The 23819-nt window shown below is 35.6% G+C and carries 21 protein-coding genes; 2 read left to right on the top strand and 19 right to left on the bottom strand.

The features are described 5' to 3' along the window. Window positions 1-133: 133 nt before the first annotated feature. The 10 genes from NTY12_02400 to secD form a co-directional block, all read right to left on the bottom strand. Window positions 134-835 carry a hypothetical protein gene (locus NTY12_02400; GenBank protein ID MCX6792851.1) on the bottom strand — a complete coding sequence of 234 codons (702 nt, stop codon included), beginning with the start codon at window positions 833-835 and terminating at the stop codon, window positions 134-136. A gap of 4 nt (window positions 836-839) precedes the next feature. Continuing rightward, entirely contained in the window at window positions 840-2810 is a 1971-nt protein-coding gene (gene mrdA, locus NTY12_02395; protein ID MCX6792850.1) for a penicillin-binding protein 2, read from the bottom strand. Window positions 2811-2815: 5 nt separating this feature from the next. Further along, complete coding sequence (locus NTY12_02390; GenBank protein MCX6792849.1) at window positions 2816-3331, bottom strand: hypothetical protein; 516 nt, start codon at window positions 3329-3331, stop codon at window positions 2816-2818. Window positions 3332-3335: 4 nt separating this feature from the next. Then, window positions 3336-4145: a rod shape-determining protein MreC gene (gene mreC, locus NTY12_02385; GenBank protein ID MCX6792848.1), complete on the bottom strand. Its 810-nt coding sequence runs from the start codon at window positions 4143-4145 to the stop codon at window positions 3336-3338. A gap of 15 nt (window positions 4146-4160) precedes the next feature. Next, window positions 4161-5204 carry a rod shape-determining protein gene (locus tag NTY12_02380; protein MCX6792847.1) on the bottom strand — a complete coding sequence of 348 codons (1044 nt, stop codon included), beginning with the start codon at window positions 5202-5204 and terminating at the stop codon, window positions 4161-4163. A 4-nt stretch (window positions 5205-5208) separates the two neighbouring features. Further along, on the bottom strand, window positions 5209-6450 hold the full coding sequence (locus NTY12_02375; protein MCX6792846.1) for a His/Gly/Thr/Pro-type tRNA ligase C-terminal domain-containing protein: 1242 nt from the start codon (window positions 6448-6450) through the stop codon (window positions 5209-5211). Between the two features lie 114 nt (window positions 6451-6564). Then, complete coding sequence (locus NTY12_02370) at window positions 6565-7239, bottom strand: hypothetical protein (protein ID MCX6792845.1); 675 nt, start codon at window positions 7237-7239, stop codon at window positions 6565-6567. A 36-nt stretch (window positions 7240-7275) separates the two neighbouring features. Then, on the bottom strand, window positions 7276-7623 hold the full coding sequence (locus NTY12_02365) for a hypothetical protein (GenBank protein ID MCX6792844.1): 348 nt from the start codon (window positions 7621-7623) through the stop codon (window positions 7276-7278). 17 nt (window positions 7624-7640) lie between these two features. After that, a complete protein-coding gene (secF, locus tag NTY12_02360; protein MCX6792843.1) occupies window positions 7641-8558 on the bottom strand; it encodes a protein translocase subunit SecF in 918 nt (305 codons plus the stop codon). Between the two features lie 5 nt (window positions 8559-8563). Then, on the bottom strand, window positions 8564-10585 hold the full coding sequence (gene secD / locus NTY12_02355; GenBank protein ID MCX6792842.1) for a protein translocase subunit SecD: 2022 nt from the start codon (window positions 10583-10585) through the stop codon (window positions 8564-8566). Window positions 10586-10798: 213 nt separating this feature from the next. Here secD and NTY12_02350 point away from each other — a divergent pair, with 213 nt between their 5' ends. After that, window positions 10799-11320, top strand: coding sequence for a hypothetical protein (locus tag NTY12_02350; GenBank protein ID MCX6792841.1), 522 nt, complete (start codon window positions 10799-10801; stop codon window positions 11318-11320). A gap of 534 nt (window positions 11321-11854) precedes the next feature. On the opposite strand, the gene NTY12_02345 is transcribed toward NTY12_02350, so the two are convergent. Then, a complete protein-coding gene (locus NTY12_02345; protein MCX6792840.1) occupies window positions 11855-12319 on the bottom strand; it encodes an 8-oxo-dGTP diphosphatase in 465 nt (154 codons plus the stop codon). Between the two features lie 71 nt (window positions 12320-12390). Between NTY12_02345 and NTY12_02340 the strand changes: the two genes are divergently transcribed. Beyond that, window positions 12391-13173, top strand: coding sequence for a hypothetical protein (locus tag NTY12_02340; GenBank protein MCX6792839.1), 783 nt, complete (start codon window positions 12391-12393; stop codon window positions 13171-13173). Window positions 13174-13216: 43 nt separating this feature from the next. Here the strand turns inward: NTY12_02340 and NTY12_02335 are convergent, their stop codons facing one another. The 8 genes from NTY12_02335 to NTY12_02300 all read right to left on the bottom strand — a co-directional run bounded on the left by NTY12_02335 (window position 13217) and on the right by NTY12_02300 (window position 23813). Next, window positions 13217-14500: a hypothetical protein gene (locus NTY12_02335; protein MCX6792838.1), complete on the bottom strand. Its 1284-nt coding sequence runs from the start codon at window positions 14498-14500 to the stop codon at window positions 13217-13219. Beyond that, window positions 14493-15113 carry an AAA family ATPase gene (locus NTY12_02330; GenBank protein ID MCX6792837.1) on the bottom strand — a complete coding sequence of 207 codons (621 nt, stop codon included), beginning with the start codon at window positions 15111-15113 and terminating at the stop codon, window positions 14493-14495. Before NTY12_02330 ends, NTY12_02335 begins: the two co-directional genes overlap by 8 nt. Window positions 15114-15115: 2 nt before the next feature. After that, window positions 15116-15538 carry an NUDIX domain-containing protein gene (locus tag NTY12_02325; GenBank protein MCX6792836.1) on the bottom strand — a complete coding sequence of 141 codons (423 nt, stop codon included), beginning with the start codon at window positions 15536-15538 and terminating at the stop codon, window positions 15116-15118. A gap of 7 nt (window positions 15539-15545) precedes the next feature. Then, entirely contained in the window at window positions 15546-15710 is a 165-nt protein-coding gene (locus NTY12_02320) for a hypothetical protein (protein MCX6792835.1), read from the bottom strand. Next, window positions 15707-16363, bottom strand: coding sequence for a hypothetical protein (locus tag NTY12_02315; GenBank protein MCX6792834.1), 657 nt, complete (start codon window positions 16361-16363; stop codon window positions 15707-15709). The genes NTY12_02320 and NTY12_02315 overlap by 4 nt, the downstream gene beginning before the upstream one ends. A 76-nt stretch (window positions 16364-16439) precedes the next feature. Further along, entirely contained in the window at window positions 16440-16853 is a 414-nt protein-coding gene (locus NTY12_02310) for an NUDIX domain-containing protein (protein ID MCX6792833.1), read from the bottom strand. Between the two features lie 16 nt (window positions 16854-16869). Beyond that, complete coding sequence (gene secA / locus NTY12_02305; protein ID MCX6792832.1) at window positions 16870-19614, bottom strand: preprotein translocase subunit SecA; 2745 nt, start codon at window positions 19612-19614, stop codon at window positions 16870-16872. 104 nt (window positions 19615-19718) lie between these two features. Further along, complete coding sequence (locus NTY12_02300; GenBank protein ID MCX6792831.1) at window positions 19719-23813, bottom strand: hypothetical protein; 4095 nt, start codon at window positions 23811-23813, stop codon at window positions 19719-19721. Window positions 23814-23819 lie beyond the last annotated feature (6 nt).

Here is a 23819-nt window from a genome sequence, read left to right as displayed (position 1 = left end):
TCAGCTGCTAGAAAATCTGCCGGTATTTCACCCTACCACAACAAACAGCAGAATCCCCCTTTTGGGAGACTCTGCCGCAGCGGAATATAAAGTATCATTATGCTTGACATAAAGATTATACTCAAGCATCGATTTAATTTATTATTAGATAAGCCAACTTCTTTTTAGGCAACTTTGCTGTTAATCGTTTGTATATTTTACCATCTTTCAAGTCTTGAAAAAAATATAAAGTGGTGTCGATATTTGGATAAATCATTAAATCGTATTGAATATCGTAATAGTTTACACCCGAATAGCACAAAGAAAATTCATCGAGAATGTAATTACACAATCTCAGATATTCGGATTCACTAAAACTTTTATCCAATACGGTTGTTTTAATTGTTTCTAAAACGTGAGCAGCAAAAACCTTGTTGCTTCTAAACTCATCATAAACAATTATTCTTGTTTCCTCAAAATACAAATCTTTCTTTTCATAATCTTCCCATCTAACTACTAACAACCTATCCTTATTTGATTTAAACTTTTTCTCAATCAACTCTATAGCACTAATATAGACTTCCAGCCCCTCTCGCATGACCCTTCGTTTATTTGATGCCTCATTCTTGTTCTTATTTCGAACTATATAGTTTGTATCTTGAACTTTATCAGCAATTAATACTAAAACTTTCTCCTTTGTTCTTTTAAGTGCGTAGTCAATGTAATAACGAAAATTATCAGTAACCTTTTTGTCTGCAACAAAGAACTTATTACCGAGACAAACTGGAATTATTATATTGTGCTTTTTCTGATCAATTATTTTTTGATTAGTATCAAAATAAGCTTTCTCTTCCATAATATTATTTTACTTTCTTATATTCCCCAAAATACCACTGCATAAACTCGCGCGCAACAGGCGAAGCAATTAAGTCCCCTCCTTTACCTTCTTCAACTAAAACCGTAATTACGATCGATGGATTATTGAAAGGCGCAAAACCCGTAAACCAAGAGTGTGGATCTTTTTTAGTTGACCACTGCGCCGTTCCAGTTTTACCGGCCGCCTCGACTGGCAAGCTGCTCATACTGCGCGCCGAACCAGAGGTCACGGTTTGACGCATGCCTTCACGCACAACCTGAATATTTGATTGATCAATCATGCCCTTAGCTAAAATCTGAGGTTCAATCTTCTTAACTGATTCACCACTTGGCTTAACAATTTCTTTAACGACATGTGGACGATAAATTGTTCCGCTGTTAGCAAAGTACATAGTATAAGCTGCAACCTGCAATGGCGTAACAATTAAATCTCCCTGACCAATCGCTACGTGGTAAGTGTCACCAATATACCACTTTTCTTTTTTGGTAGTTTCTTTCCATTCTTTAGTTGGGACAAAACCAGAACCTTCATGAGGTAAATCAATACCTAAAGGAGCGCCTAATAAAAACTTTCTTAAATAGAAAACCATTTTATCAATGCCCAAGCCAACAAAATTATCATAGCCACCTCCGATGTAATAAAAGAAAGTGTTAACTGATTCAGCAATCGCTTTTTTAACATTAGTTTGTCCATGTCCACCAGCTTTCCAGTCTGGAAAAATCCACTGCCCTACTCTTAAACCTCCGGTACTAAGAAACGAAGTTGATTCAGTAATAATCTTTTCTTGCAAAGCGGCCGCGGCGTAAATCGGCTTAATCGTGGAGCCAGATGGATATTCGCCAGAAACCGCTCGACTAAATAAAGGATTGTCAGGATTATCAGCTAAGGCTTTATACTCATCTTTAGTAACGCCACGTGCAAAAATATTGTTATCATAGGCTGGCAAACTAATTAAGGATATTATTTCGCCTGTTTGTGGATTGAGCACCACAGCAGAGCCTTTTTTTAAACCAACTTTGGCTAAGTAGGTTGCCATAATAGCTTCTAGCTTTTGTTGCGCTGTGACGTCTAAAGATAAGAGTAGATTATTTCCTGGAACAGAAGGCGTTTCACTAACAACTTTTTTTTCTTTGCCTAAAGCATCAACTTCAACTTGTTTCAGACCGGGAATGCCGCGTAATTCTTCTTCCCATGATTTTTCTAAACCAACTTTTCCAATATAATCAATCGATGAATATACATCTGAATTAGCCGAATATTCTTCTGGGCTAATTTTTCCGGTATAACCTAAGACATGGGATAGAGACAAAGTAGGTAAATCATAATTACGGCGACTAGCGCTAGACAAGGTAATACCGGGCACTGAAAATGATTCTAAATAAATTTTTAGAGCTTGATCATACTCAATATTGTCAGCCAAAAATAATGGTTGATAATATTCAATCTTTGATGGTTTTAAATCATTTAATTTAGTTTTAATTTCTGTTGCATCAAAACCTTTGGTAATATCTGCTAAATGATCAATTAACTTATCTCGCTCGCTTGAATCTTTTGGTAAATCTGCAGGCACGCAATATAGCAAAAAATTAGCAACGTTATGAACCAAATCTTTTCCATTGGCATCATAAATGATTCCTCGATTAGCTTCAGGATGCTCTAAACGCAATCGATTTCCATTCGCCAAGTCACGATAGTAATCCCCTTTGGCAATCTGTAGCCATAATAAACGACTACCCAAAATAGTTAAAAAGATCGCCACAATCACGCGCAAAAAATAAATATATTTTGGTGGTAAATGATTACCAACCGTTTCTTCGCCGCGTTCGGTTGGTGTAAAAGCTTCTTCAACCCAATTAAGATGAAATTTACCATTGAAATTTCCGTAACTAAGCTTACCTTCTTGAATTACAAAAGGATCTTTACGATTAGATTGTCGACGACGTGAAATCATCATAAAAACTATTTTCTAAAAGATAAGAAGACTGGTCTAAAACGTCGAGAGAAAGCATTGATAGTATAAAAAGTTAGACTGGCCGCTAGAATATTTGCAATTAGAGATAAAATCATTATTTTAATTATTTCCAGCCCACCATAAGCAATTATTTCTGTTTGATAATCTACCACTAAGAAGAAAAGGTCCCAAACAACAGTAACAACTGCGCTAATAATAACAATTGAGTAAATAGAGCGATTAGTAATAACTTTTTCAAACATGAATTGAATGATAGCTAAAACTATGAAAAGAATTATTAGATAGCTCCCGAAAAAACGAAAAGAAAATAGTTCTAAAACTAAGCCACCGACTAAAGCCCACCATGAAGCCAATCTTATGTTTGATAAAAGTAAAACAAAGATTAAAGCCAAAGGTAATAAGTGAAGACGATGCAAACCAAAGGGCAAAGAACCAACAAAAACCGCATCTAAAAAAGCTACGGCGACGATCGCGATTAAACTGGTAAGAAAATGGCGATACATTGATTTATTGTTTAAGAATGGCAACGAATCGTATATTGTCAAAGTCAGCGGCAGGCTCGATAATAGCACTTTGCCACAATTCATTGCTTTGCTTAATAACTTGGCTGACAGAGCCAATTAGAAGGCCTGGCGGCATGCCAGATTCAAGGCCAGATGTTACAATAACCTGTTTTTCCAGTATTTCTTGATTTTGAGGAATAAGCTCGACAATAACATTAAGTCCAAGGTCGCCGCGTGCAATTCCAACTGTTTTACCAAGCCCAGCGATACTAACTGCTAAACGACAATCAGCACTATATAAAAGACAAGCTTCAGCAATGTTATTTTTGACTGCAGTTATTTTACCAATTAAAACACCTTCTGAACTAACAATTGGTAGACCGACGCTAACACCTTGATCTGAACCTTGGTTAAGAGTAATGGTTTTACGATTATGCCAGGAGTCTTCGGCTACACCGCGAGAAATAACCTCAGCCATCTGTAATGAAACTTTGTTAGCTTGAGCAAAAACTAAATAATCACGCAAACGTTTATTTTCATCTTCTAAAGTTAGAAGTCTTGCATTCTCTGCTGCTAAAGTTTGATTTTCTTTTTCAACAGTTTCAAGTTTAGTTTTTATATCTCCAATTGAAAGATCACCAAGACTGCTTGGTCTTATTTTTTCAGCAATTTGATGAGTGATAGTAGAAAAAGGATTTAGAATAGCTCGAAAGATTCCACCAATAAATGGCAAACTATTTGTTGCGCCTAATATAATCAAGAAGGCCACAATACCGCCTAAAACGGCCAGTGTAACAACGGGACGTTTATTCATAATAAAGGTATTAGATTATAACTCTTTAGTACTAGGAATTAGTACGCGTTCTAATAATTTTGGATCAGACAAAAGAATACCGGTGCCGCGAACAACGCAAGTTAAAGGATCATCAGCCACGCGCACAGGAATCTTTGTAGCTTGAGCAATTTCTTGATCTAAGCCTCTAAGCAAGGCGCCACCACCAGTAAGAACAATGCCGTATTCATAAATATCAGCCACTAATTCAGGTGGAGTTGTTTCAAGAATCAATTTTATATTATCAATTATTTGATGAATACTACGAGAAATAGCTTCTCTAATTTGTCCGTCAGTAACGCGCAATTCTTTTGGTAAACCATTCATTAAATCACGACCACGAACAACCATTTCCAATGTTTCTCTAAGTGGTGCAGCTGAACCAATTCTAATCTTTATATCTTCAGCTAATTGTTCGCCAATCAAAATATTAAATTCTTCACGTAAGTATTGAATAATATCATGATTAAGAAAATTACCAGCCATGCGAAGATTTTTCCAGTTAACAGCGCCGGCCAAAGAAATAACAGCAATTTCAGTTGTACCTCCGCCAATATCAACAATCATGGTTGCCGTAGCTTCAGTAACTGGTAAGCGAGCACCAATCGCAGCTAACATTGGCTCTTCAACTAAATGAACTTCACGTGCACCAGCTGATTTAGCAGCATCTTCAACCGCCTTCTTTTCTACTTCAGTAATATCTAGCGGAATACCAATCGCAACTTTTGGGCGAGGCACTAAAGTAAATTGTTCAGAGTGAGCTTTATCAATAAAATATTTCAACATTTTTTCGGTTACTTCAAAGTCAGAAATAACACCGTCAATCAAAGGTTTAATAACCTGAATATGAGCCGGAGTTTTGCCAAGCATTTTCTTAGCTTCTTCACCCACAGCTAAAATTTCTTCAGTACGCATATTTACGGCGACAACCGAAGGCTCATTAATAACAATCCCCTTGTCTGGCGTGTAAACTAAAGTATTGGCCGTTCCCAGGTCAATACCTAAATCTTTGCTAAATTTTCCGAAAAATTTATTAAGCACAGTATTATTTTAATTTAGAAACGACTTCCTTAAAATCAATTAATTCAAATTTCTCGCTACTGCGTGCTTTTAATTCAACTTTATTTTCTTTAAGAGTTTTTTCACTAACAACAATTCGCCAAGGGCAACCAATTAAATCAGCTTCTGCAAATTTCTCACCGGCTGTTTTTTCTCTGTCATCATATAGAACTTCAACATTCGCTTTTAGTAAAGCCTCATAGAGTTCAGTGGTTTTTGTTTTCACTTCGCTATCAGCAGAATTTAACTCAAGCAAGTGGACTTTAAATGGCGCAACTTCCTCGGGCCAAATTATTCCTCTGTCATCATGCAAAACTTCAACTAATGTGCCCATGACACGACTAGGACCGAAACCATAGCAGCCCATGATAATCGGTTGTTTAGCGCCAGACTCATCAATATACTCGAAATCAAAGGCCTCGGAAAAACGAGTTCCAAGCTTAAAGATATTTCCTACTTCAACGGCTTTCTTCTCGGTTAATTTAACATTACCACACTTTGGACAAACTGCTTTTTCGTCTTTAATTTCACTGTTTATAGCAATGCGGCAAGCCTCGCAAATGTGAATAACATCTTCGCCGGCCTCGGTTAAGGTTTGAAATTCATCGGATGCTTTACTAAAAGCGCCACCCGAAGCGTAAGTCAAGAAAGTCGAGTCACCGATGCCCAGACGTTTATAAATATTTTTATAAGCCACAACAGCTTTTTCATAAAAGGCATCAAGATCAGCCTCATCTTTATGAAAAGAATATAAATCTTTCATTGAAAATTCTCGCCCACGTAAAAGTCCGGCTTTGGGACGTAATTCATTTCTAAATTTAGTTTGAATTTGATAAACCGCAATTGGTAAATCTTTATATGAATTTACAAATTGTTTTATTAAAGGCGTAACAATTTCTTCATGGCTCGCACCTAAGGCATATTCTTTTTCATCGCCACCTTCTAATTTAAACAAAGCGTCGAAGCTATCCCAGCGACCAGTTTTTTCCCAAATATCTTTCGGAGTCAAAGCCGGCATTAAAATTTCCTGTCCGCCAATTAAATTAATTTCTTCGCGAACTATATTACAAATTTTTTCATGAACTTTTAAGCCCATTGGCAAAAAAGTAAAAATGCCAGCCGATAGTTTATTAATAAAACCAGCTCTTAGCAAAAGCTGTGCATTTGTACTAGTCTCATCATGCGGTATTTCTTTGGTTGTTTTAGTAAAAAGGATTGATTGTTTCATATAATTTATAGCTCCGAAGCTTAATGCGAAGGGCTATTATGGCTTTAGTTTAGCCCAAAAAACACTTTGTGTCAAAAATAAAACACCGACCTGAGTCGGTGTTTCAGTACACAATTATTGTTCACTAATAATTTGTTCAACAGTATTTTTAATTGCTGCCTGAGCTTCTTTAATATTAATAGCTTCATCAATACGATAACCTTTGTACTCCTCTAGGAATTTAGAAATTTCTACTTTTTTTAAACTTTCTGCTAACATTTTAAATCTTTCTTCTTCTGTGGTTTCTTTACCGCATTCAAACAATGGTGCTTGAGCTTCAACCATTTTAAGCGCATTTCTTTCAACCCAGAGATACAACTCTTTAAAAGACTTGATTTCTCCATCGCTAAAATTTTCGCTAAATTTATTTTCTAATATATCAACAATATCTTGATTTGATTTAGAAAATCGTTCCCATCCTCTGGCCCAAGCATCTTTTTCTTCTGCTAATAATTTTAAATATTTATTTGATTCAGCCTCTAGCTCAGGATTAATTTCATTCTGTCGAAGATGCCCTAGCTCATGAATAGTGGTAACGTAAGACAATAATACATCACCTTCAGGAAATTCAACAAACATCTTTTTATTTATTCTGTCAGTCAAACCTTTTCCTTGCAATTCAATTGGCCAATTTAATTCTTCAATTACTTCAGGCATTCTTTTAAGTTGAGAAATGCTTGTTATATCAGTATTATTTAGAGAATAATCAGAAATGTTTTCCGAAACACCAAGTTTTTCTCTATTATTCATAAGATCATTTAATATAATACTATATAGAATTGAAGTTTAATCAATATCTATATCAAATAAATCGTCTGACCCATTAAGGGTAATTTTCTTTCTCCCGCCAGACTCTTTAATCTGTAAATTATTTAGCTCATTGTCCGTAATGTCTCTATTATTTTTTTTCTGAAAATGATTTTTTAAATCGTTCGCCCTTTCGTAAGACAGAATCTCCTCTCCAAAGGTATTAACTAAAGTATTAGATTCTCTATCTAAACGCAACACAGTAGAAGAAGCTTCTTTTTCTTTGTTTATCGCGACAGACTTATTTTCTTTAGACTCCCCTTCTTTATTCAAATCATCTACAACTTTAAAACTTTGAAAAGCCCCTAAAGGATTAAAGTTAAACATATAGTTAAGAAAAAAAATTATTTAGCTCTTTTTCTGCTTATATTATCCCAAACTACCAACAAAGGAGAAGCCAAGAAAATTGAGCTGTATGTTCCGAAGAAAATACCAACTAACAATGACAAAGCAAAATATTTAATAGACAAACCGCCTAGGAAATAAATTGAAGCTAAAACCAAAAGTACGGTCAAAGAAGTATTAATAGATCTGACAACGGTTTGGTTAAGACTGGTATTAACTGTTCCAGCAAAGTCTTCGCTAGAGCGTGGTAAGTTTTCACGAATACGGTCAAACACAACGATAGTATCGTGGACACTGAAACCTAAGACGGTTAACGCCGCGGCAACAAAAGTAGTATTTACTTCAACGCCTAAGACATGACCTAATAAGGCATAAAAACCAAGAACAATGATTACGTCATGCAATAAAGCAACCAAGGTAGCTGCGCCATATTTCCAAGAAGCGACTGGACGAGAAACTTTTCTAAAGGCCCAGGCAATATACAAACTGATAGCCAGCAAAACTAAAATGATTGAGTAGATTGCTTTGCGTTGTAATTCTTGTCCAACTGATGGACCAACTGCTTCAAAACGCTGTTCTTCCAAAACTGGTTCCTTAGCGCCCTTATCTTTTGCTAATTTTCTAAGATTTTCTAAAGCAGCTTGGTGAGTTTCTTCTGAAGTCTGTTGGAATCTTAAAATCATACCTTCTTTTTCAGCTGGTTGAGCGGTTAAGCTTTGAAGTTTTAATGGTTCTAAAGATTTTTCAACCTCAGTAACTGATGGTTGTGTACCATTAAACTTTACTTCAAGTAAACTGCCGCCTGTGAAATCAATACCAAGCTTAAAGCCCCAGCCAAACAAAGCAACAAGAGATGCTACGACAAAAAGCGTGGAAAGTGAAAGCCAAATGGATCTTTTTGAGATGAAATTTACCATATATGTTAATTTGATTTTCTATAGCCAATAAGCCAGCGATGTTTTTCAAACCATTTTTCGCTGAATAAACGTAAGAAAGTACGAGTAACTGTAATTGCGCTAAACAGTGACAATAAAACACCAAGCATTAATGTAACAGCAAATCCCTTGATAACACTGGTTGATGATTCAATCAATACGACACAGGTTATAAGAGTTGTGAAGTTACTATCGCGAATAGATGGCCATGCACGAGAGAACCCTTCTTGAATCGCTGAGCTTAATGATCTGCCAGCGCGTAATTCTTCTTTCAAGCGTTCAAAGATAAGAATATTCGCGTCAACCGCCATACCTATAGAAAGAATGAAACCAGCAATACCAGACAAAGTTAAGGTTACTGGCCAGAGCTTGAAAATAGCTAGTGACAAGATTCCATAAACGCCCAAGGCAATTACTGATAAGAAACCTAGGAAGCGATAATAAATAATCATGAACAAGGCAACCAATATAAGACCAACAAATCCTGCCTTTAAGCTATTATCAACTGAAGCTTGACCTAATGAAGCACCAATTGTTTGTTGGTTAACTAAATTAATTGGAACAGGCAAAGCACCAGCATTTAGACGCTTTACTAAATCTTTTGATTCAGTGGTTGTGAAATTACCAGTAATAACAGCTTTGCCACCAGTAATTTTTTCATTTACATTTGGCACGCTAATTGGATAACCATCTAGGAAAATAGCGACTGGTTTACCAACGTTACGAGCTGTAATTTGTTCAAATAGCTTTGCACCCTGGTCATCAAATTCTAAACTTACTTCAGGTGTGTTGTCTTGCTGATTGAATTGAACTGAAGCTCGCTTTAAATTACGGCCAGTCAATTCAGTATTCTTCCATTGAGCATCAGTGCCAAGAACTTCAGCTTCTGATTTTGTCTTAATGAGAATATGGTTTATTTTATATTCTGGATTCTCATCTGTCTTATAAATTATGTGATAACCAAACTTTGTTTCTACAACGTAAGAAATGGTACCAACTTTTTGATCCCAAACAGCTTTTTCAAATGGTTCAACCATTGCACCCTTAGCAAACCAATCTAAGTCGCCACCAGTTGTTTTAGCAGCTGCTTCAGTTGAATTAGCTTTAGCTAAATCAGCAAAATTCTTAGGTGTAGCTTTGGCCTTCAATTCTTTGATCTTGGCGTAAGCCTGCTCTTTGCTTAAATCATTAGTACATTGTTCAGATCCTTTGTAGCAAATCAAAATATGAGAAGCTCTAACTTCTTTAATTCTCTTGTCATCAACCTTAAGCAGCTCAAAACCTTCGGAGGTTTTTATTAAATCTTTACTGGTTTTTCCAACACCAACAGCTTCCGCTGCTTTAGCTAGGTCAGCATTATCTTTTTTGGCAACCCAATCAAGACTTCCGCCATTATCTTTAGTTGTTGTGTCTTCGCTAAAAGCTTTAGCTAGGGCAGAAAAATCACCACCAGACAAAAGTTTACCTAATACATCCTGAGCTTTAGTTTCTGCTTTCTTATTAAAATCAGCGATTTCTTTCTTCTGTTGTTCAGTTAAGACTGGAGCGTCCTTGCGCTGTTCTTTAAATTCTAAAAGCGGAGTCTCTCCAATTTTCTTTACAGCTTCGCGAATATCAGTAATACCAGCTAATTCAACTAGAATACGATATTTTCCATCTGCAGTTCGATTAACCTGAACCAATGGTTCACTAACGCCGAAAACGTTAACGCGGCGTTCAATAACGTCACGAGCGCCTTCAACAGCTTGAGCCTGGTCCTTTGCGGCTACGGCTGAAACATCAGCATCATAAACCAACTGAGAACCACCTTGTAAATCTAAACCTAAGCGAAATGGCACTTCCTTTGTTTGTGGCAAAGGAATCTTCCACTTACTTAGAGCTTGATTATAATAATTACCAAAGGTAACTAAACCTGCGGCAATAGTTATAATAAGCACAAACAAAAAAGCCCACCACACCTTGTTTCTACCCTTAGGTAGAAAAATCTTAGAGAATATCGAATCAGACATAAGTTCTTATAATTATATATTTGTTTAGCTATTGTAGATTAAGGACCATTAAAAAGCAAGGGTAAAAGTGTGGGAAACTCAATTTTTAAGCTCGTTTTTGTGCCACTCTTGACAAATATTCAATAAAGTGATATAATCAGCATATTATAAAAATTAACATTAAATCTAAGGAGAGAAGAATTGAGAAAATTTAGGTTAGTATTTATCGTTTTTTTGACAATATTTACAGTTTCTCAGGTAAAGTCCCAGAATTCCAAAGATTTAGAAATGCCGATAGACATGTCCATGGGCATAGCTGGAACCTCTGACGCAAGAGATATAAGAGGTGCGGCCGGCTTATCAATTGGTAGCAATAACAACTTCTTATTCAATGTCAGCTATGGCGGAATCAGAGGAATAAATAGTGGTAGCATCAAACTCGGAGTCAGGGTACTTGATGTAATTTCTACTAATTACTGGAAGGCTGAGTTGTGGGCCAGTGCGAAACTCTTTGTCGTTGACAATATTGGCGGCAAAGCAGACAAACACGAAGGTCTTGAAGCTTTAGTAAAACTCAAGAGAAACAGTCTTGAAATTACTAACTCATTATTTATAAGCAATGTATCACAGCTTATCAATATTAAAGTTTCAAAAATGGTTTTAGAAGGGTTTAAGGTTTACGGAGCCATAACAGGTGCTAGAGTAAAGGACAAAAAAATATTAAGTCCTGAACTAGGCATAATGCTAGATTTCTAAAACAATTCATTAAATTTAAATTGCACTCAGCAGACTAGGAGGTCTGGGGCATGAAAAACAAATAACCACAACACAGCAGACAAGTTTTATGTGCAAGCAGCCTCGTGAATTGACCGAGGCAAAAAAACGACAAACACAGAAAAAAATTATAGAGGGCAGGAGGTCCCAAAAAATGTTGTAGTTTACTAAACCGAAATCCTACAGGTCGGGAGGCAGTCCCAGTCCAACACGAAAAATCCAATTTCCCTCTTATCTTTTTTGAATAAAAAAGATAAGAGGGATTTTTTTATACTTTAAAATACCCTACCCCCAACCCCTCCCCATTCGCAAGCGAATAGGGAGGGGTGACTAAATAAAATATTTTTACTAAATATCGCGGCGTAAACTACTGACAGTCTAAACACTCGTGTCATTATTTTAAATGTATTTTATCAGAAAAATTAATTACAACGTGTGTACATTAATATAAGTCACCCCTCCCTGCGCTCTGCGCGGGGAGGGGCTGGGGGTAGGGCACGGTGAAATCAAACTATCCTACTCCAAAAAAATAATCTTATGTTCTATAACTTTATCATCATCGTTAAAGACAAAACTGGCATTAAATTTTTTACCAGCTAAAAAATGTGGCATCCAGCAAGGATCATCGTCCCACATTTTTTCATAAGGTAGTTTATTTATATCAAACCATTCTGGCTTCATTTCTTCAGTCTCCCCTATTTCTCCATGATAAGAGATAATTTCAAAGACATGGCATTCAATTGCTTTGTTTTTGTTTGTCTTCCATGAAAAATTTATCAAAGCTCTTTTTTCTAACTTATCAACTTCAACCATAATCTCTTCTCTAGTTTCACGGATAGCGGCTTGTTCAATGGTTTCTCCGTCATTTATTTTGCCGCCATAACCATTAAATTTTCCAGGGCCAAAACCACGCTTTTTTAGTGCGAGTAACAACTGTTTATCTGTTCTTATATATGCCATGGTAACGACTACTTTTTCCATATTATGATTGACAATTTATCATCCTTATGTTAATTATATTTTATTGTACATTAAATTAAAACATAGCGGAAATGTCGAAAAAAATTATTGGCAACGAGAGTGATAGCCTTGATAATAAGGTAATTGCTTCAAGAGAAATAATGTATTCGATGAATATGTTAATTCTACAGAAATATGGAATGAATAATTATGGTTCTGGCGAGTATCCGCTTGAATTTCATAATTTTGATCACTCCGTGACGGTATCGGCTGCAGCCGATCTAATTTATATGGAAGCCTTAAAGAGAGGCAAGCTTCATAAATATGATCTTATATATTTACGGCTAGCCTGCAACGGCCATGACATTGAACAGAATGCTAAAAATGAAAATGGTCGAGCAACATGGGCTAGTAAAGAAATCTTAAAAAGACATGACATTGAAGAGAGTTTGGTCAGTAACGAATTGATTAGCGCTCTATTAACCAGAGAAATGATGATGGCAAAAAAAGCCTTCAGCGAGCATGAAATATGTCTTGTTGAGAATCTAATCCTAGCAACGCGTCCATATTTTGAAGATGGAAAGTTCTGCCAGACAGCTAAAAATGGAACTTACTTGGAAAAAGTAATCGCCGACGCTGATCTGGCTCACCTTGGTTTTTGTACTAGAAGCTTTGAAGCATCATTCAAAAGATACATCGATGAATCATACAAAAATAAACCAAAACCAAAAAGCTGGATATTGTTCAACGAGGAAGCAGATTTTCTTGAAGACCATGAATATTTAACTGATGAGGCGAAGGAAATATTCAACAACAAGCAGGCAAATCTTGAATTTTGCAGAAACAAAATTAACCAGTGTCACAGGTACCTTTAACACAAAACCGACTTGAGCTTATAGCTTAAGTCGGTTTTAAAATTTAGAGAATAATTTCTTTATTTATATATTTCTCACTAGTTAAGTGATTTTTGAGCTCAGCCCCTAAAACCGTCATTTCGTTTGAGAATTTTTTATTGATTTGGTTCATGGTAAGCCCGGATCCAGATTTTAATATAGAAAGGAATTGATTATAAATTCCTGCGGCCTCTAAACTTGTTTTGAAAACAGGGAAATCATCAAACATTGAATCAACATTTTCCGCTAATATGATAGTGTCTTTGTTAAACATTTTTTTGATCTTTGATTCTTCTTCTTTTTGTTCGAACTCTCTATCCTTGTTTTCTTCAACCCAAACAGGATTTATTTCTTTAAGATTAATCTTGCCTTTTCTATCTGAAAATCTTCTAACAAACTCTTCGCTTGGCATATAACCAAACAAACTATTATAAGGCAGCTTACCTGAAGAGATAAAATCATTAAATCTTTCTTTGTGTATATTGCCATCCTTATCAACTAACTGAGACCAATTAGTAAAATTATCTGTTTCAAGAATCTTAAAGGGGATAATCTTTTTAGCTGACGGAGATGACAATAGCCAAGAATTTCCAATTACAGCTGCAACATTAGGATGCTTATCAATAATACTATTTGCTGTTTCACGCAATGAATTTAAAATTGATTCTTTTGAAAATTTCTCACCGCTGGCAAAAACATCGGGAATAACTATTTCAATGAACTCATCTTTATCAGAAAAATGCTCTTCCTTCAATTTCTTTACATTTTTGTTTGTTGAATGTTCATCGATATTGCGCAATGTAAAGAGTCCGGCTTTTTCAACCTCGTTTTCATTTTTTTGTTTTCTAAGATCATCCTCTGCCCATTCTTTTTGATATTTAGCTCGAGATTGTTTTTCTAAATCTTCAACGTAGTCTTTAATAGGTTGTAAAGCATCAATTTGTTCATCGATATTATGAATCGTTTTAGCTAAACATTGGCTTTCGTATAAATTGTCAATCTTTCTAGTGAATAACGGATTTAGTTCTTTTCTTTCCTCAACTAGACCATTGGCGTTTGTTTCAATTCTGTCCACGCTTCTTAATTTCTCAATAACAACATAGGCGTTAACATCTTCCAAAATATCGGAAAAACTTTTTTTCTCTTCGTCTGTCTGCTGACGATAAATCGAATCAGCGTATGCTAATTGGATTGAAGAGATAATTCGCTTTAATTTCTCGCGGCGTTCTGCCACGTTTTCGCCATCAACAATATAGTCTGTGTTTCCATTACTGTCACTTGGCTTATTAAAGGCTTTTTCTTTAAACATATTTTTTATCGATTAAGTCAGTCACCATCTTAAAATGATTTGGCTTATGAAAGTCCAGCTTACTGCGGTCTATAAAATACGCATTAAGACGACGTTTAAAAAAATCACGATGCGCACTTCCAGCATTAACAAATCTATCTAAAACACTATCACTTAGTTCAAACAGTCTCCCCCGCTTCATCATAAACTCTTTAATGCGTTCTTTGTCTGATTCTAAAATTATCATCAAGTCAGGCATGGATAGAAAGTGAGCGTCTAATTCATACATGTCATTCATTAATTCTTTATGAAAATCATGTTCCAACCAAGTCTCAGTATAAACATTATTAGTCAGCCAAAAAGTATCCATGATAACCAGCTTGCCAGCTTGCTTGAGTCGTTCTGCCTCAATATGCATTTTAGTTAAAAGATTTCTAAAAAAAATTCTTGATTCAAGCTGGTTTTTATTATCTCGCAAATTTTCCTTTACTCTTTCAGGAAATTCTTCACCTTCAAAAATCGGCGTAGCGCCGTAATGTTCGGTTAACTTATTTACTAAAGTAGATTTACCAGTACCTGGCCCACCGCAAATTGCGATAATAAAGCCTGGTTTAGTTATAGTTGATATTTCCATAATTAATTAATAATTTTTCTCTCAACTAAATCAGGAATTATTTTATTCTTAATTATAGGTGATACTCTAGGGTTCTCAACATCCTCCTTGCCTATCCAATGCAAAGCTCCAATTTCTGATGATGGTGTTGGTTCACTAACTAGCTCACCTAGATACAGCCTTATCATGACATCTCGACCTGGCGTAGCGGCAACATCAACATATTCACCAATCAACTTGAGGCTATCTACATTTATTTCAGAATCCAACTCCTCTTTTATTTCTCTTTGTAAGCATGCTATATCTGAGGATTCTTCAATTTGACCACCAGGCATTAAAAATTGCGTTACACTTTTCTCTATATATTTGTTACCTGGCTCACAAACCAAAAATTTCGACTTATCATCGCTTAGCACTAATAGCCCAATTTTATTATAAAAAGCCATAATGAGTTTAATTAGCAATCTGTTTAAAATCATTTTTTTCACCACACCATGGACAATACCATTCTACTTTATTTTCAGGCGCATCACCAACTGTCCACCACTTTGAGCAAAACGAACAAGAAAAATGATTTAATTTTTCTATTGTTCTCTGACTATTGCCCGAGCTTATCATACAGCTTGCTCTTCTATTAATTTATCAACAACTTTAAGAACCACCAGCTCCACCTCTTCTTCGTCAATCGTAACCCCAACTTTATTATCTTCTATGTCATTAAAAAAACTTTGAATATTTACCTTTTCTAATGCCTCTAGCTCACTCTCTCCTTCTTTCAAGACATTTAATGTTTCGTTAATTTTAATAATCTTAAAAAAATCTTTATATAATTCGGTAAATGAGTTAAAACTAGGCAACTTACCCTGCTTTTTATAATAATTAAATCTTTCATCAAGCACCTCAAGAATATCAGGACAATATTTTTGAACCCTACCTAATCCTCGAACAAAAGCATCTTCTTCTTTTAAGATAGCTTTCGTTTGATCGTTTTCTTCAATTTTAATTTTTAAACTTAATTTATCTTGTAGTAAATGACCTAATTCATGAAAAACAACAGCCCAAGAGTAAAACATATCACCCTTAGGATAACGAATTTCAAAGTTTTTATTATCTTCTAATAATCTGCCAGTTCCTTGAACTTCCAATGGCCAATCTAATGACTTCAAATCTTCTGAAAAATCTTCTGGCAATGAATAAAGTGGTATAATATTTTCCTTTTTTATTTCGTAGGTATTTTTTTCTATTGGCTCAAAATGCTTAAGCTCATTCATATATATTTATTTACATACACTTTTTTTGGATTAGATGCCTGAATTATTCTTAATTTTTTTGAGGTTAATTAAAAGATTACTTGCTTGTTTCTACTAAGTTTATCGCTCCCAACACCCACTCTTCGCGTAACTGATTTTCCATATCATTAACCTCCTGATAGGTGAACCATCTGGCATCTTGAATTTCATCTTTTGGCCAAGCGAGATCTCCTGCAATAATTTTTGCTTCAAAGGCATGTTTAGGAGGAGTTTGGACATGAGCTTGGAATATGCCGAGTTTGCGAATTAGCTCAACATCGTATCCAATCTCTTCTTTAGCTTCTCGAATCGCTGCTTGTTCTATGGTTTCTCCTTCGTCTACCTTTCCTGCTGGAAGATTCCATAGTCCATGCACATCGGTACCAGGTCGACTTTCTTGCACTAACAGATACTTACCGTCTCGCTTAATGACTACACCTGCAACAATGTTAGTTGTAATTAAATTCTTCATAGCTAAATTAAATTTTCTAATTCCCGTGACACTTCTTATATTTTTTCCCGCTACCGCAAGGACAAAGATCATTACGACCAACTTTGTTACCTTCGGCGTCCTTCATCTTATTCTCAGTAAAGATTTGGGTGGTACTGGAAGTTCCTTCACCCATAGTCTTAGCAGGTGCAGAAACAGTAATATTATTTAGATTGTTAGTTGGGAAAGCAAACTCTTGCAAACCACCAATTTTGTAAATTGAGTAGACAACTTGCTTTTGAATTAAACCAGTTAATTCATTAAACAAGCGGAAAGCTTCTTTTTTATATTCAACCAATGGATCGCGTTGTCCATAACCACGTAGACCGATGCCGCGACGCATGTAATCCATAATTTCTAAGTGTTCCATCCATAATTCATCAATTGAGCGCAAGAGAACAGCCTTCTCAACATCAGACCACTTAAAACCAGCTTCATTGGCTAGCTTAAGCATCTTGTCATAAGTTTCTCCAGCCAAGCTACTTAGATATTCAATAATATCTGTTCTGATTTTTATTTTATCTAGCTTAGAAACGTTAGCCGCAATTGTATCAAGCTTGGCTGAAATTTCACCCTCAATTGGGAAAATTGTTGCTACACTATTTTTAATTTCCCGCAGGTCCCAATCCTTAACCATTTCGGCAGCAGTGTGGAAACTAATAATCTGTTCAATTTCTACTTCAACCATCTCAAGAATAATATCTCGCAAAGTTTTCTCAATTTGTTTCTTGCCTTCGCTAATTAATAAAATTTCGCGGCGACGCCCATAGATAGCTTTACGATGATGGTTGATAACGTCATCATACTCAACTAAGTGTTTTCTAATATCAAAGTTGTTGCCTTCAACGCGTCTCTGAGCTGACTCAATTGACTTAGAAATTACTTTATTTTCAATTGGTGTGTCTTCTGGTAATTTCAGACTCTTCATTATATTTTTCATTCTGTCGCCACCAAAAATACGCATCAAATCGTCTTCCATGGAAACATAAAATTGACTAGATCCAGGATCACCCTGACGTCCAGCACGACCACGTAGCTGATTATCAATACGGCGCGCTTCATGTCTTTCTGTACCAATGACGTGTAAGCCACCAGCTGCCACTACAGCGTCATATTTGTCTTTATCGAATGGAGTACCACCTAAGATAATGTCGACTCCACGACCAGCCATGTTAGTCGCAATTGTAACTGCGCCTGGCGTACCAGCCTGAGCAATAATTGGCGCTTCTTTTTCATGATGCTTAGCATTAAGCACTTGAGCTTGAACTCCTTCGCGCTCTAATAAAGCGCCTAAATATTCGTTTCTCTCAATTGAAATTGTACCAACCAAGACCGGCTGACCGCTGTCATGACGAGCTTTAATTTCTTTAACGACTGCTTTAAATTTAGCATCTTCGTCAGAGTATATTAAATCATTCAAATCGCGTCTAACAGTTGGTTTATTAGTAGGGATAGAAACCGTGTCTAATTTATATATCTTAAAAAATTCTTCGGCTTCAGTAATAGCAGTTCCTGTCATACCGGACAATTTGCGATACATACGGAAATAATTTTGGAAGGTAACCGTAGCCAAAGTTCGGCTTTCGCGCTGAACTTTAACGCCTTCTTTAGCTTCAATGGCTTGGTGCAAACCTTCGCTATAGCGACGACCGAACATAAGTCGGCCAGTGAATTCATCGACGATTACAATCTCGCCATCGCGCACAACGTAGTCCTTGTCACGCTCAAATAAAGCCTTGGCTTTAAGTGCTTGTTCAGCATGATGAATATCTCTAATACCACCAGTAGCATAAATATTATCAACACCTAACCAACTTTCTAATTTAGTAACGGCTGATTCAGTAAAAGTTGAGGCCTTCATCTTTTCATCAATGTTATAGTCCTCATCTTTCTGTAAAGTATTAACAAACTGAGCAAACTTGTAATAACGATCTGTTGACTCCTCGGCTGGAGCAGAAATAATCAAAGGAGTTCTGGCTTCATCGATTAAAATTGAGTCAACTTCGTCAACGATAGAATAGTATAGTTCGCGCTGAACCATGCTATCTAAATTATCAACCATATTGTCTTTCAAATAGTCAAAACCAAATTCATTATTAGTACCATATAAAACATCACAACGATAAGCCGCTTGACGCTCAACTTCACGGAAATGTCTTAAACGTTCATCAAATTGTTTTTCATCATTATATTCCGGATCATACATCAAAGCTTTCTCATGAATAATAACGGCCGTGCTTAAACCTAAAGCATGATAAACCGGAGCCATCCAACCGGCACCAACCTGAGACAAATAGTCGTTAACTGTTACGAGATGAACGCCGCGACCTGGTAGAGCATTAAGATATAACGGTAAGGTCGCCACTAAAGTTTTACCTTCACCAGTTTTCATTTCAGCAATACGACCAAGATGTAAAATAATTCCACCAATCAACTGGACATCGTAATGACGCTGTTTATTAACGCGCTGAGCTGCTTCACGAACAGCCGCAAAAGCTTCTGGTAAAATGTCTTCTAAAATCTTAGCTTCTTCTTCTTGGTCAAGGCTTTGGACTGGTCGGCCCTCTTCATTAATAGATACACCAAGACGACGACGGAAATCAGTCGTTAAATTTTTCAATTCTTCGTCTGATAAAGCCGAAAATTTCTCTTCAAGAGAGTTAATTGATTTAACCAAAGGGTCCAAAGATTTGATTACTTTAGCATTAGGATCGCCAAATATTTTCGTAATAACACTCATAATTATTAAAATTAAATACTATAAAAGCAACGAAATCTGTATAGATAACATGCCTAATCATAAAAACGTACTTTAACCTAAATAAGCGCAAAAGGCAAGTCTAGGACCTACTCTTTTTTGGCTCTAATCATGACCTCATGCATTGTATCATTACCAACCCTATAGACCTCTAATTCTTCTATCTCAAATTTAATATTAGTGCCTTTAGAGAGCTTTTCTAGCTGCTTCTGAATAATAGCATAAGAAGTTTTTTCACGCATTTGGGCATAAATTGGATGTAATTTATTCTGATCTAAATAATTATGCTTGTAGCTTTCAGTGAAGCCTAGAATCAAAGACCCTCCAGCACGAGCATTGCCATCAGAGGCTAAATCAGAAACATAAACCACTCCTTCACCGGTCTCATCACTCTGACCTTCATACGCTAAAATATAACCATGAATTTTCTTGTCATCACCAATATATTTCAAGCTCATATTAGGACGATTCTTAGCTGCGTCATTAACATCTTTAGCAATCAGAGCATTCTCCATGTTATGAAGATATTGGATCAGTGATTCATTTTGAGCATATGCCTTACCTTCAATATAGGCTACCGGTAAAGCATCTTTAAAGGTCAAATAATCAACGCCTTTCGGCAAATAATCTGGCTTAACTTTTGTTGTTAACAATTCTTGATCAATAATCTTCTTTGAAGCGATCTGACTAGTATTTCTAAAATCTTTATTTAAATCTAAAACATAAACCTCTTCACCTAATTTATCAGAGTAACCGACCGGGGCTCGTGGCACAAATTCATTGTTTTCACTAGGCAAATCGGTTAGAGCATCAGTATAGCCCTTACCAATAACCACCTTAGAATCTTCTAAATTATCCAAGCTAGCAAATTGTTTCAAATACTCTTTAAAAAAGTCCTGATAGATCAGCTTAATTTCTTCCTGCTTATTCTTAAAATTTTCCGCAACTTCTATATTGTCGCATGCTATAAAACTTTTTTCTTGCAAGAGAATATCTTCAGAAATAACTGTATTTAATTTTTTATTATTATTTTCTATCTGATCGACAATATCCGAAACATTCTTATTGACTTTAACGTCTTCTGTTAGAACGCTCTGAGCAATTGTTCGCCAAACTTTATTGTCAACTTTTTTCTGTAAAGTAAATAAAGCACAATTAGGATTAAAAGTATAAACGTTATTTTTACCACTACCAAAAGGCATACAACAAGCAGTGTCGTTACCAGCTACAACTGCATCTGGGTCTGATTTTTTGTTGACTTTCGCTCGATAGACTTCTCGATTAGTTTTAGGCTGCATTAAGCCAATATCTTCATTAAAGATTATTTGCTTGATATTTTTTTCATCATCTTCAGATAGTGACAAATTGCCAGATAGAACCAAAGTTAATTCTTCTTTAGAAATAAACTTGCTTAATTCTTTAAAAACTTTAGGTGGATTTTTAGCTTGACCTTTAATATTTTCACTACGTTTACCCAAAGCTCTGTTCATTAAAGAGATTATGCCTTCTTCACTTTTCTTCCCATCGCTTAAAGTATATTCAACAGAAAATGGTTTAAATGACTGAATTTGATCATAAGCACCATTAACCAAGGCATCTCTTAAATTGCTAGCTGATAAGTCTAAGTTAGGAAAGTTAGTATAGTTCGACGGCTTCTTTCGATCATGAACTTCTTCTGGTGTATGAGAATCTGCTAGACCTAAAAACTTTTCTGGATTTTGCCAAAAAAGCATTACCTTTTCCATGGAAATAGCGGGATGGAAAGCCAGGGTTTCAACATAATCTTTTAATTTTTGTTTGTCAGGGTATTTTTTTAATTCAACCAATCTATCTAAAATTTCTGTTTTTTCTAGTAACTCCTGCACTTCCTTGAATTTTTTCAAATTTTTCCAAGAAGCAAAGATTTCTTTTAAAGAATTTAACTCCCTAAAAAGAACTTGTAACTTAGAAACATCCTGATACTTATTAACTAATTCTTTTGTTTCATTAAAATCTAGTGAAATTGAAGTAGCCAAAGAGTTGAATTGATGATGTGCCGTACCTGAATAATATTCTCCATCATCGCTAGCTACTTGCATTAAAATATTATTATAAAACTCATTCGCGGATAAACCGGATGTTCTAAATAGATCAATAATTTTTGCAAATTGATGTAAACCATCATGTCGCGAAAGGCCTATGCGGTCTAAATACTGAAACATTTTATCTTCGCCAAAAATACTAGCACCTTCTTGAAAAGGATTTAAAACATTTTCCTTATCCTGCCAAGCAGGGTGTTCTTTTTCTATTAATACATTAACAATTGGCTTATTAGCTTGTTCGTTGCTTAATTTAGTAGCTTCCTGTTCATTTAAAATAACTGCCTCTGAAACAGTCAGATGTTTAGAAGAAATAATATTTTGAATATTTTCTGATAAACTAAAATATTCCGGATTAGAATCAACCACCTGATAATTGCCTGATTTAATTAATTTAGTAGCTATTTCTTCATTTAGACCCTTAAAACTGGCAATATTTTCCACGACTTCTCGAGTTCTATTGATGTTAATAAGTCTACTGGCGATATCTTCATCTAGGCCTTGAAAGTTCTTAAGACTGGCTGCAACCGCATCTCCCTGCCCTTTATCAAACATTCTGGTGGCAATTTCCAAATGATTTAAACCATCAAAGCGTGAAAGAAAACAAGCAACAGAATGAGATTCATGTGCATCAACAAGCTTATTAGCGACCTGCGTATTTAAATTATAAAATTTACTGATCTGAATAGCCACGGCTTTTGCTTCGTCAATATCGATTAGTCTGTTAGCTATTTCTATGTGATTTAAACCTTCAAACTTTTCTAAATTCGCCGTAATGGCAATAGCTTGATGTGCATCAATTAGCTTATTAACTATTTCAACATGATTCAAGCCCTTAAATATTTTCAGGTTAGTAGCAACAGAGTAGCCTTGTCCCGCATCAATAATCTTATTGGCAGCTTCTGTATGATTTAAATTTTCAAACCTTCCTAGCGAGGAAGCGACAAAAGAGCCTTGCCCTGCCTGAATAAGTTTATCAGCGACGTCAGCATCTAAACTCTTAAATTTTGCAAGATTTTCAGCAACCGAATTAGCATACCCCTTATCAATAAGTTTATTTGCGACATTAATATCTAAGCCTTGAAACTTTTCAATTTTTTTTATAAATATGTCTGGTCGACCGACATCAATTAGTTGATTGGCCACCGCATTGTGGTCCAAACCATAAAATTCTTCAAAATTATCAAAAAAATCCTGTATTAGGCCCATGTTAATAAACTTCTTCGCGATGTCTGGGTGATTTAATCCATGAAATTTTTTAAAATTGCTTAAAAAATAATATACTGAGCCAGTTTCAATAATCTTCTTCGCGATGTCTGAGTGATTAACACCTTGAAACTTTTCAAGATATTTAGCAACATATTCTCCTTTCCCTTTTTCAATAAGTTTATTGGCAATGACTGAATAATCTAAGCCTTGAAATTTTTCAAGATTTTCAGCCAGGGTTTCTTCATTGCCTTCATCAATAAGTTTAATAGCAATAGCTAAATGATCTAAACCTTCAAATTTTTCGAGATTATCAGCAACACACCAGGTCCAGCCGCTGTCTAAAAGCTTGTTAGCAATAGCTGCGCGATCTAGGTCCTGAAATTTCTCTATATCATTGGCAACATATTTTGCATATCTTGATTTAATAAGTCTTTCAACCAGAGCCGCCTGGTCTAAACCATGATATGCTCCAAGATAGCCAGTAACACAACCCACTAAATTAAGCTTAATAAGCTTATCCGCAATATCTTCGTAATCTAAATCTTTAAACTTATCAATATGTGCAGCAAAAAATTCCCCACCTCCCTCGTCAATAAGCTTATTTGCAATTGCTGTGTAATCTAAACCTTTAAATTCTTCTAGATGGTAAATCACATAAAATGACGCATACCCACCTTCGTCAATCAATGCATTGACAATAATATTATGATTATATTTATACAAACTCCTATCTATAAAATCTTTTAATGACTCATTGTCAGACAATCCTTTATCCCTTTTACAGTTCCAAATATCACCTTGGATGGCTGACCATTGAGACTTTTTTTCATGATCAGAAAGACCCGGCTCAGCCAAGGTCTTATTTGCATCATTACTTTGTTTTTCTAAAGGGTTCATAAAAAA

Source organism: Candidatus Falkowbacteria bacterium, assembly GCA_026396835.1.
GTDB lineage: Bacteria > Patescibacteriota > Patescibacteriia > Patescibacteriales > Patescibacteriaceae > Patescibacterium.
The sequence above is the reverse complement of the archived record's forward strand: the minus strand, read 5'-3'. Positions and strand labels throughout refer to the sequence as shown.

Coding starts and splice junctions, on each gene's coding strand:
- NTY12_02400 (MCX6792851.1), bottom strand. CDS start 835: ATGGAAGAGAAAGCTTATTTTGATACTAATCAAAAAATAATTGATCAG.
- mrdA (MCX6792850.1), bottom strand. CDS start 2,810: ATGATGATTTCACGTCGTCGACAATCTAATCGTAAAGATCCTTTTGTA.
- NTY12_02390 (MCX6792849.1), bottom strand. CDS start 3,331: ATGTATCGCCATTTTCTTACCAGTTTAATCGCGATCGTCGCCGTAGCT.
- mreC (MCX6792848.1), bottom strand. CDS start 4,145: ATGAATAAACGTCCCGTTGTTACACTGGCCGTTTTAGGCGGTATTGTG.
- NTY12_02375 (MCX6792846.1), bottom strand. CDS start 6,450: ATGAAACAATCAATCCTTTTTACTAAAACAACCAAAGAAATACCGCAT.
- NTY12_02370 (MCX6792845.1), bottom strand. CDS start 7,239: ATGAATAATAGAGAAAAACTTGGTGTTTCGGAAAACATTTCTGATTAT.
- NTY12_02365 (MCX6792844.1), bottom strand. CDS start 7,623: ATGTTTAACTTTAATCCTTTAGGGGCTTTTCAAAGTTTTAAAGTTGTA.
- secF (MCX6792843.1), bottom strand. CDS start 8,558: ATGGTAAATTTCATCTCAAAAAGATCCATTTGGCTTTCACTTTCCACG.
- secD (MCX6792842.1), bottom strand. CDS start 10,585: ATGTCTGATTCGATATTCTCTAAGATTTTTCTACCTAAGGGTAGAAAC.
- NTY12_02345 (MCX6792840.1), bottom strand. CDS start 12,319: ATGGAAAAAGTAGTCGTTACCATGGCATATATAAGAACAGATAAACAG.
- NTY12_02340 (MCX6792839.1), top strand. CDS start 12,391: ATGTCGAAAAAAATTATTGGCAACGAGAGTGATAGCCTTGATAATAAG.
- NTY12_02335 (MCX6792838.1), bottom strand. CDS start 14,500: ATGTTTAAAGAAAAAGCCTTTAATAAGCCAAGTGACAGTAATGGAAAC.
- NTY12_02330 (MCX6792837.1), bottom strand. CDS start 15,113: ATGGAAATATCAACTATAACTAAACCAGGCTTTATTATCGCAATTTGC.
- NTY12_02325 (MCX6792836.1), bottom strand. CDS start 15,538: ATGGCTTTTTATAATAAAATTGGGCTATTAGTGCTAAGCGATGATAAG.
- NTY12_02320 (MCX6792835.1), bottom strand. CDS start 15,710: ATGATAAGCTCGGGCAATAGTCAGAGAACAATAGAAAAATTAAATCAT.
- NTY12_02315 (MCX6792834.1), bottom strand. CDS start 16,363: ATGAATGAGCTTAAGCATTTTGAGCCAATAGAAAAAAATACCTACGAA.
- NTY12_02310 (MCX6792833.1), bottom strand. CDS start 16,853: ATGAAGAATTTAATTACAACTAACATTGTTGCAGGTGTAGTCATTAAG.
- NTY12_02300 (MCX6792831.1), bottom strand. CDS start 23,813: ATGAACCCTTTAGAAAAACAAAGTAATGATGCAAATAAGACCTTGGCT.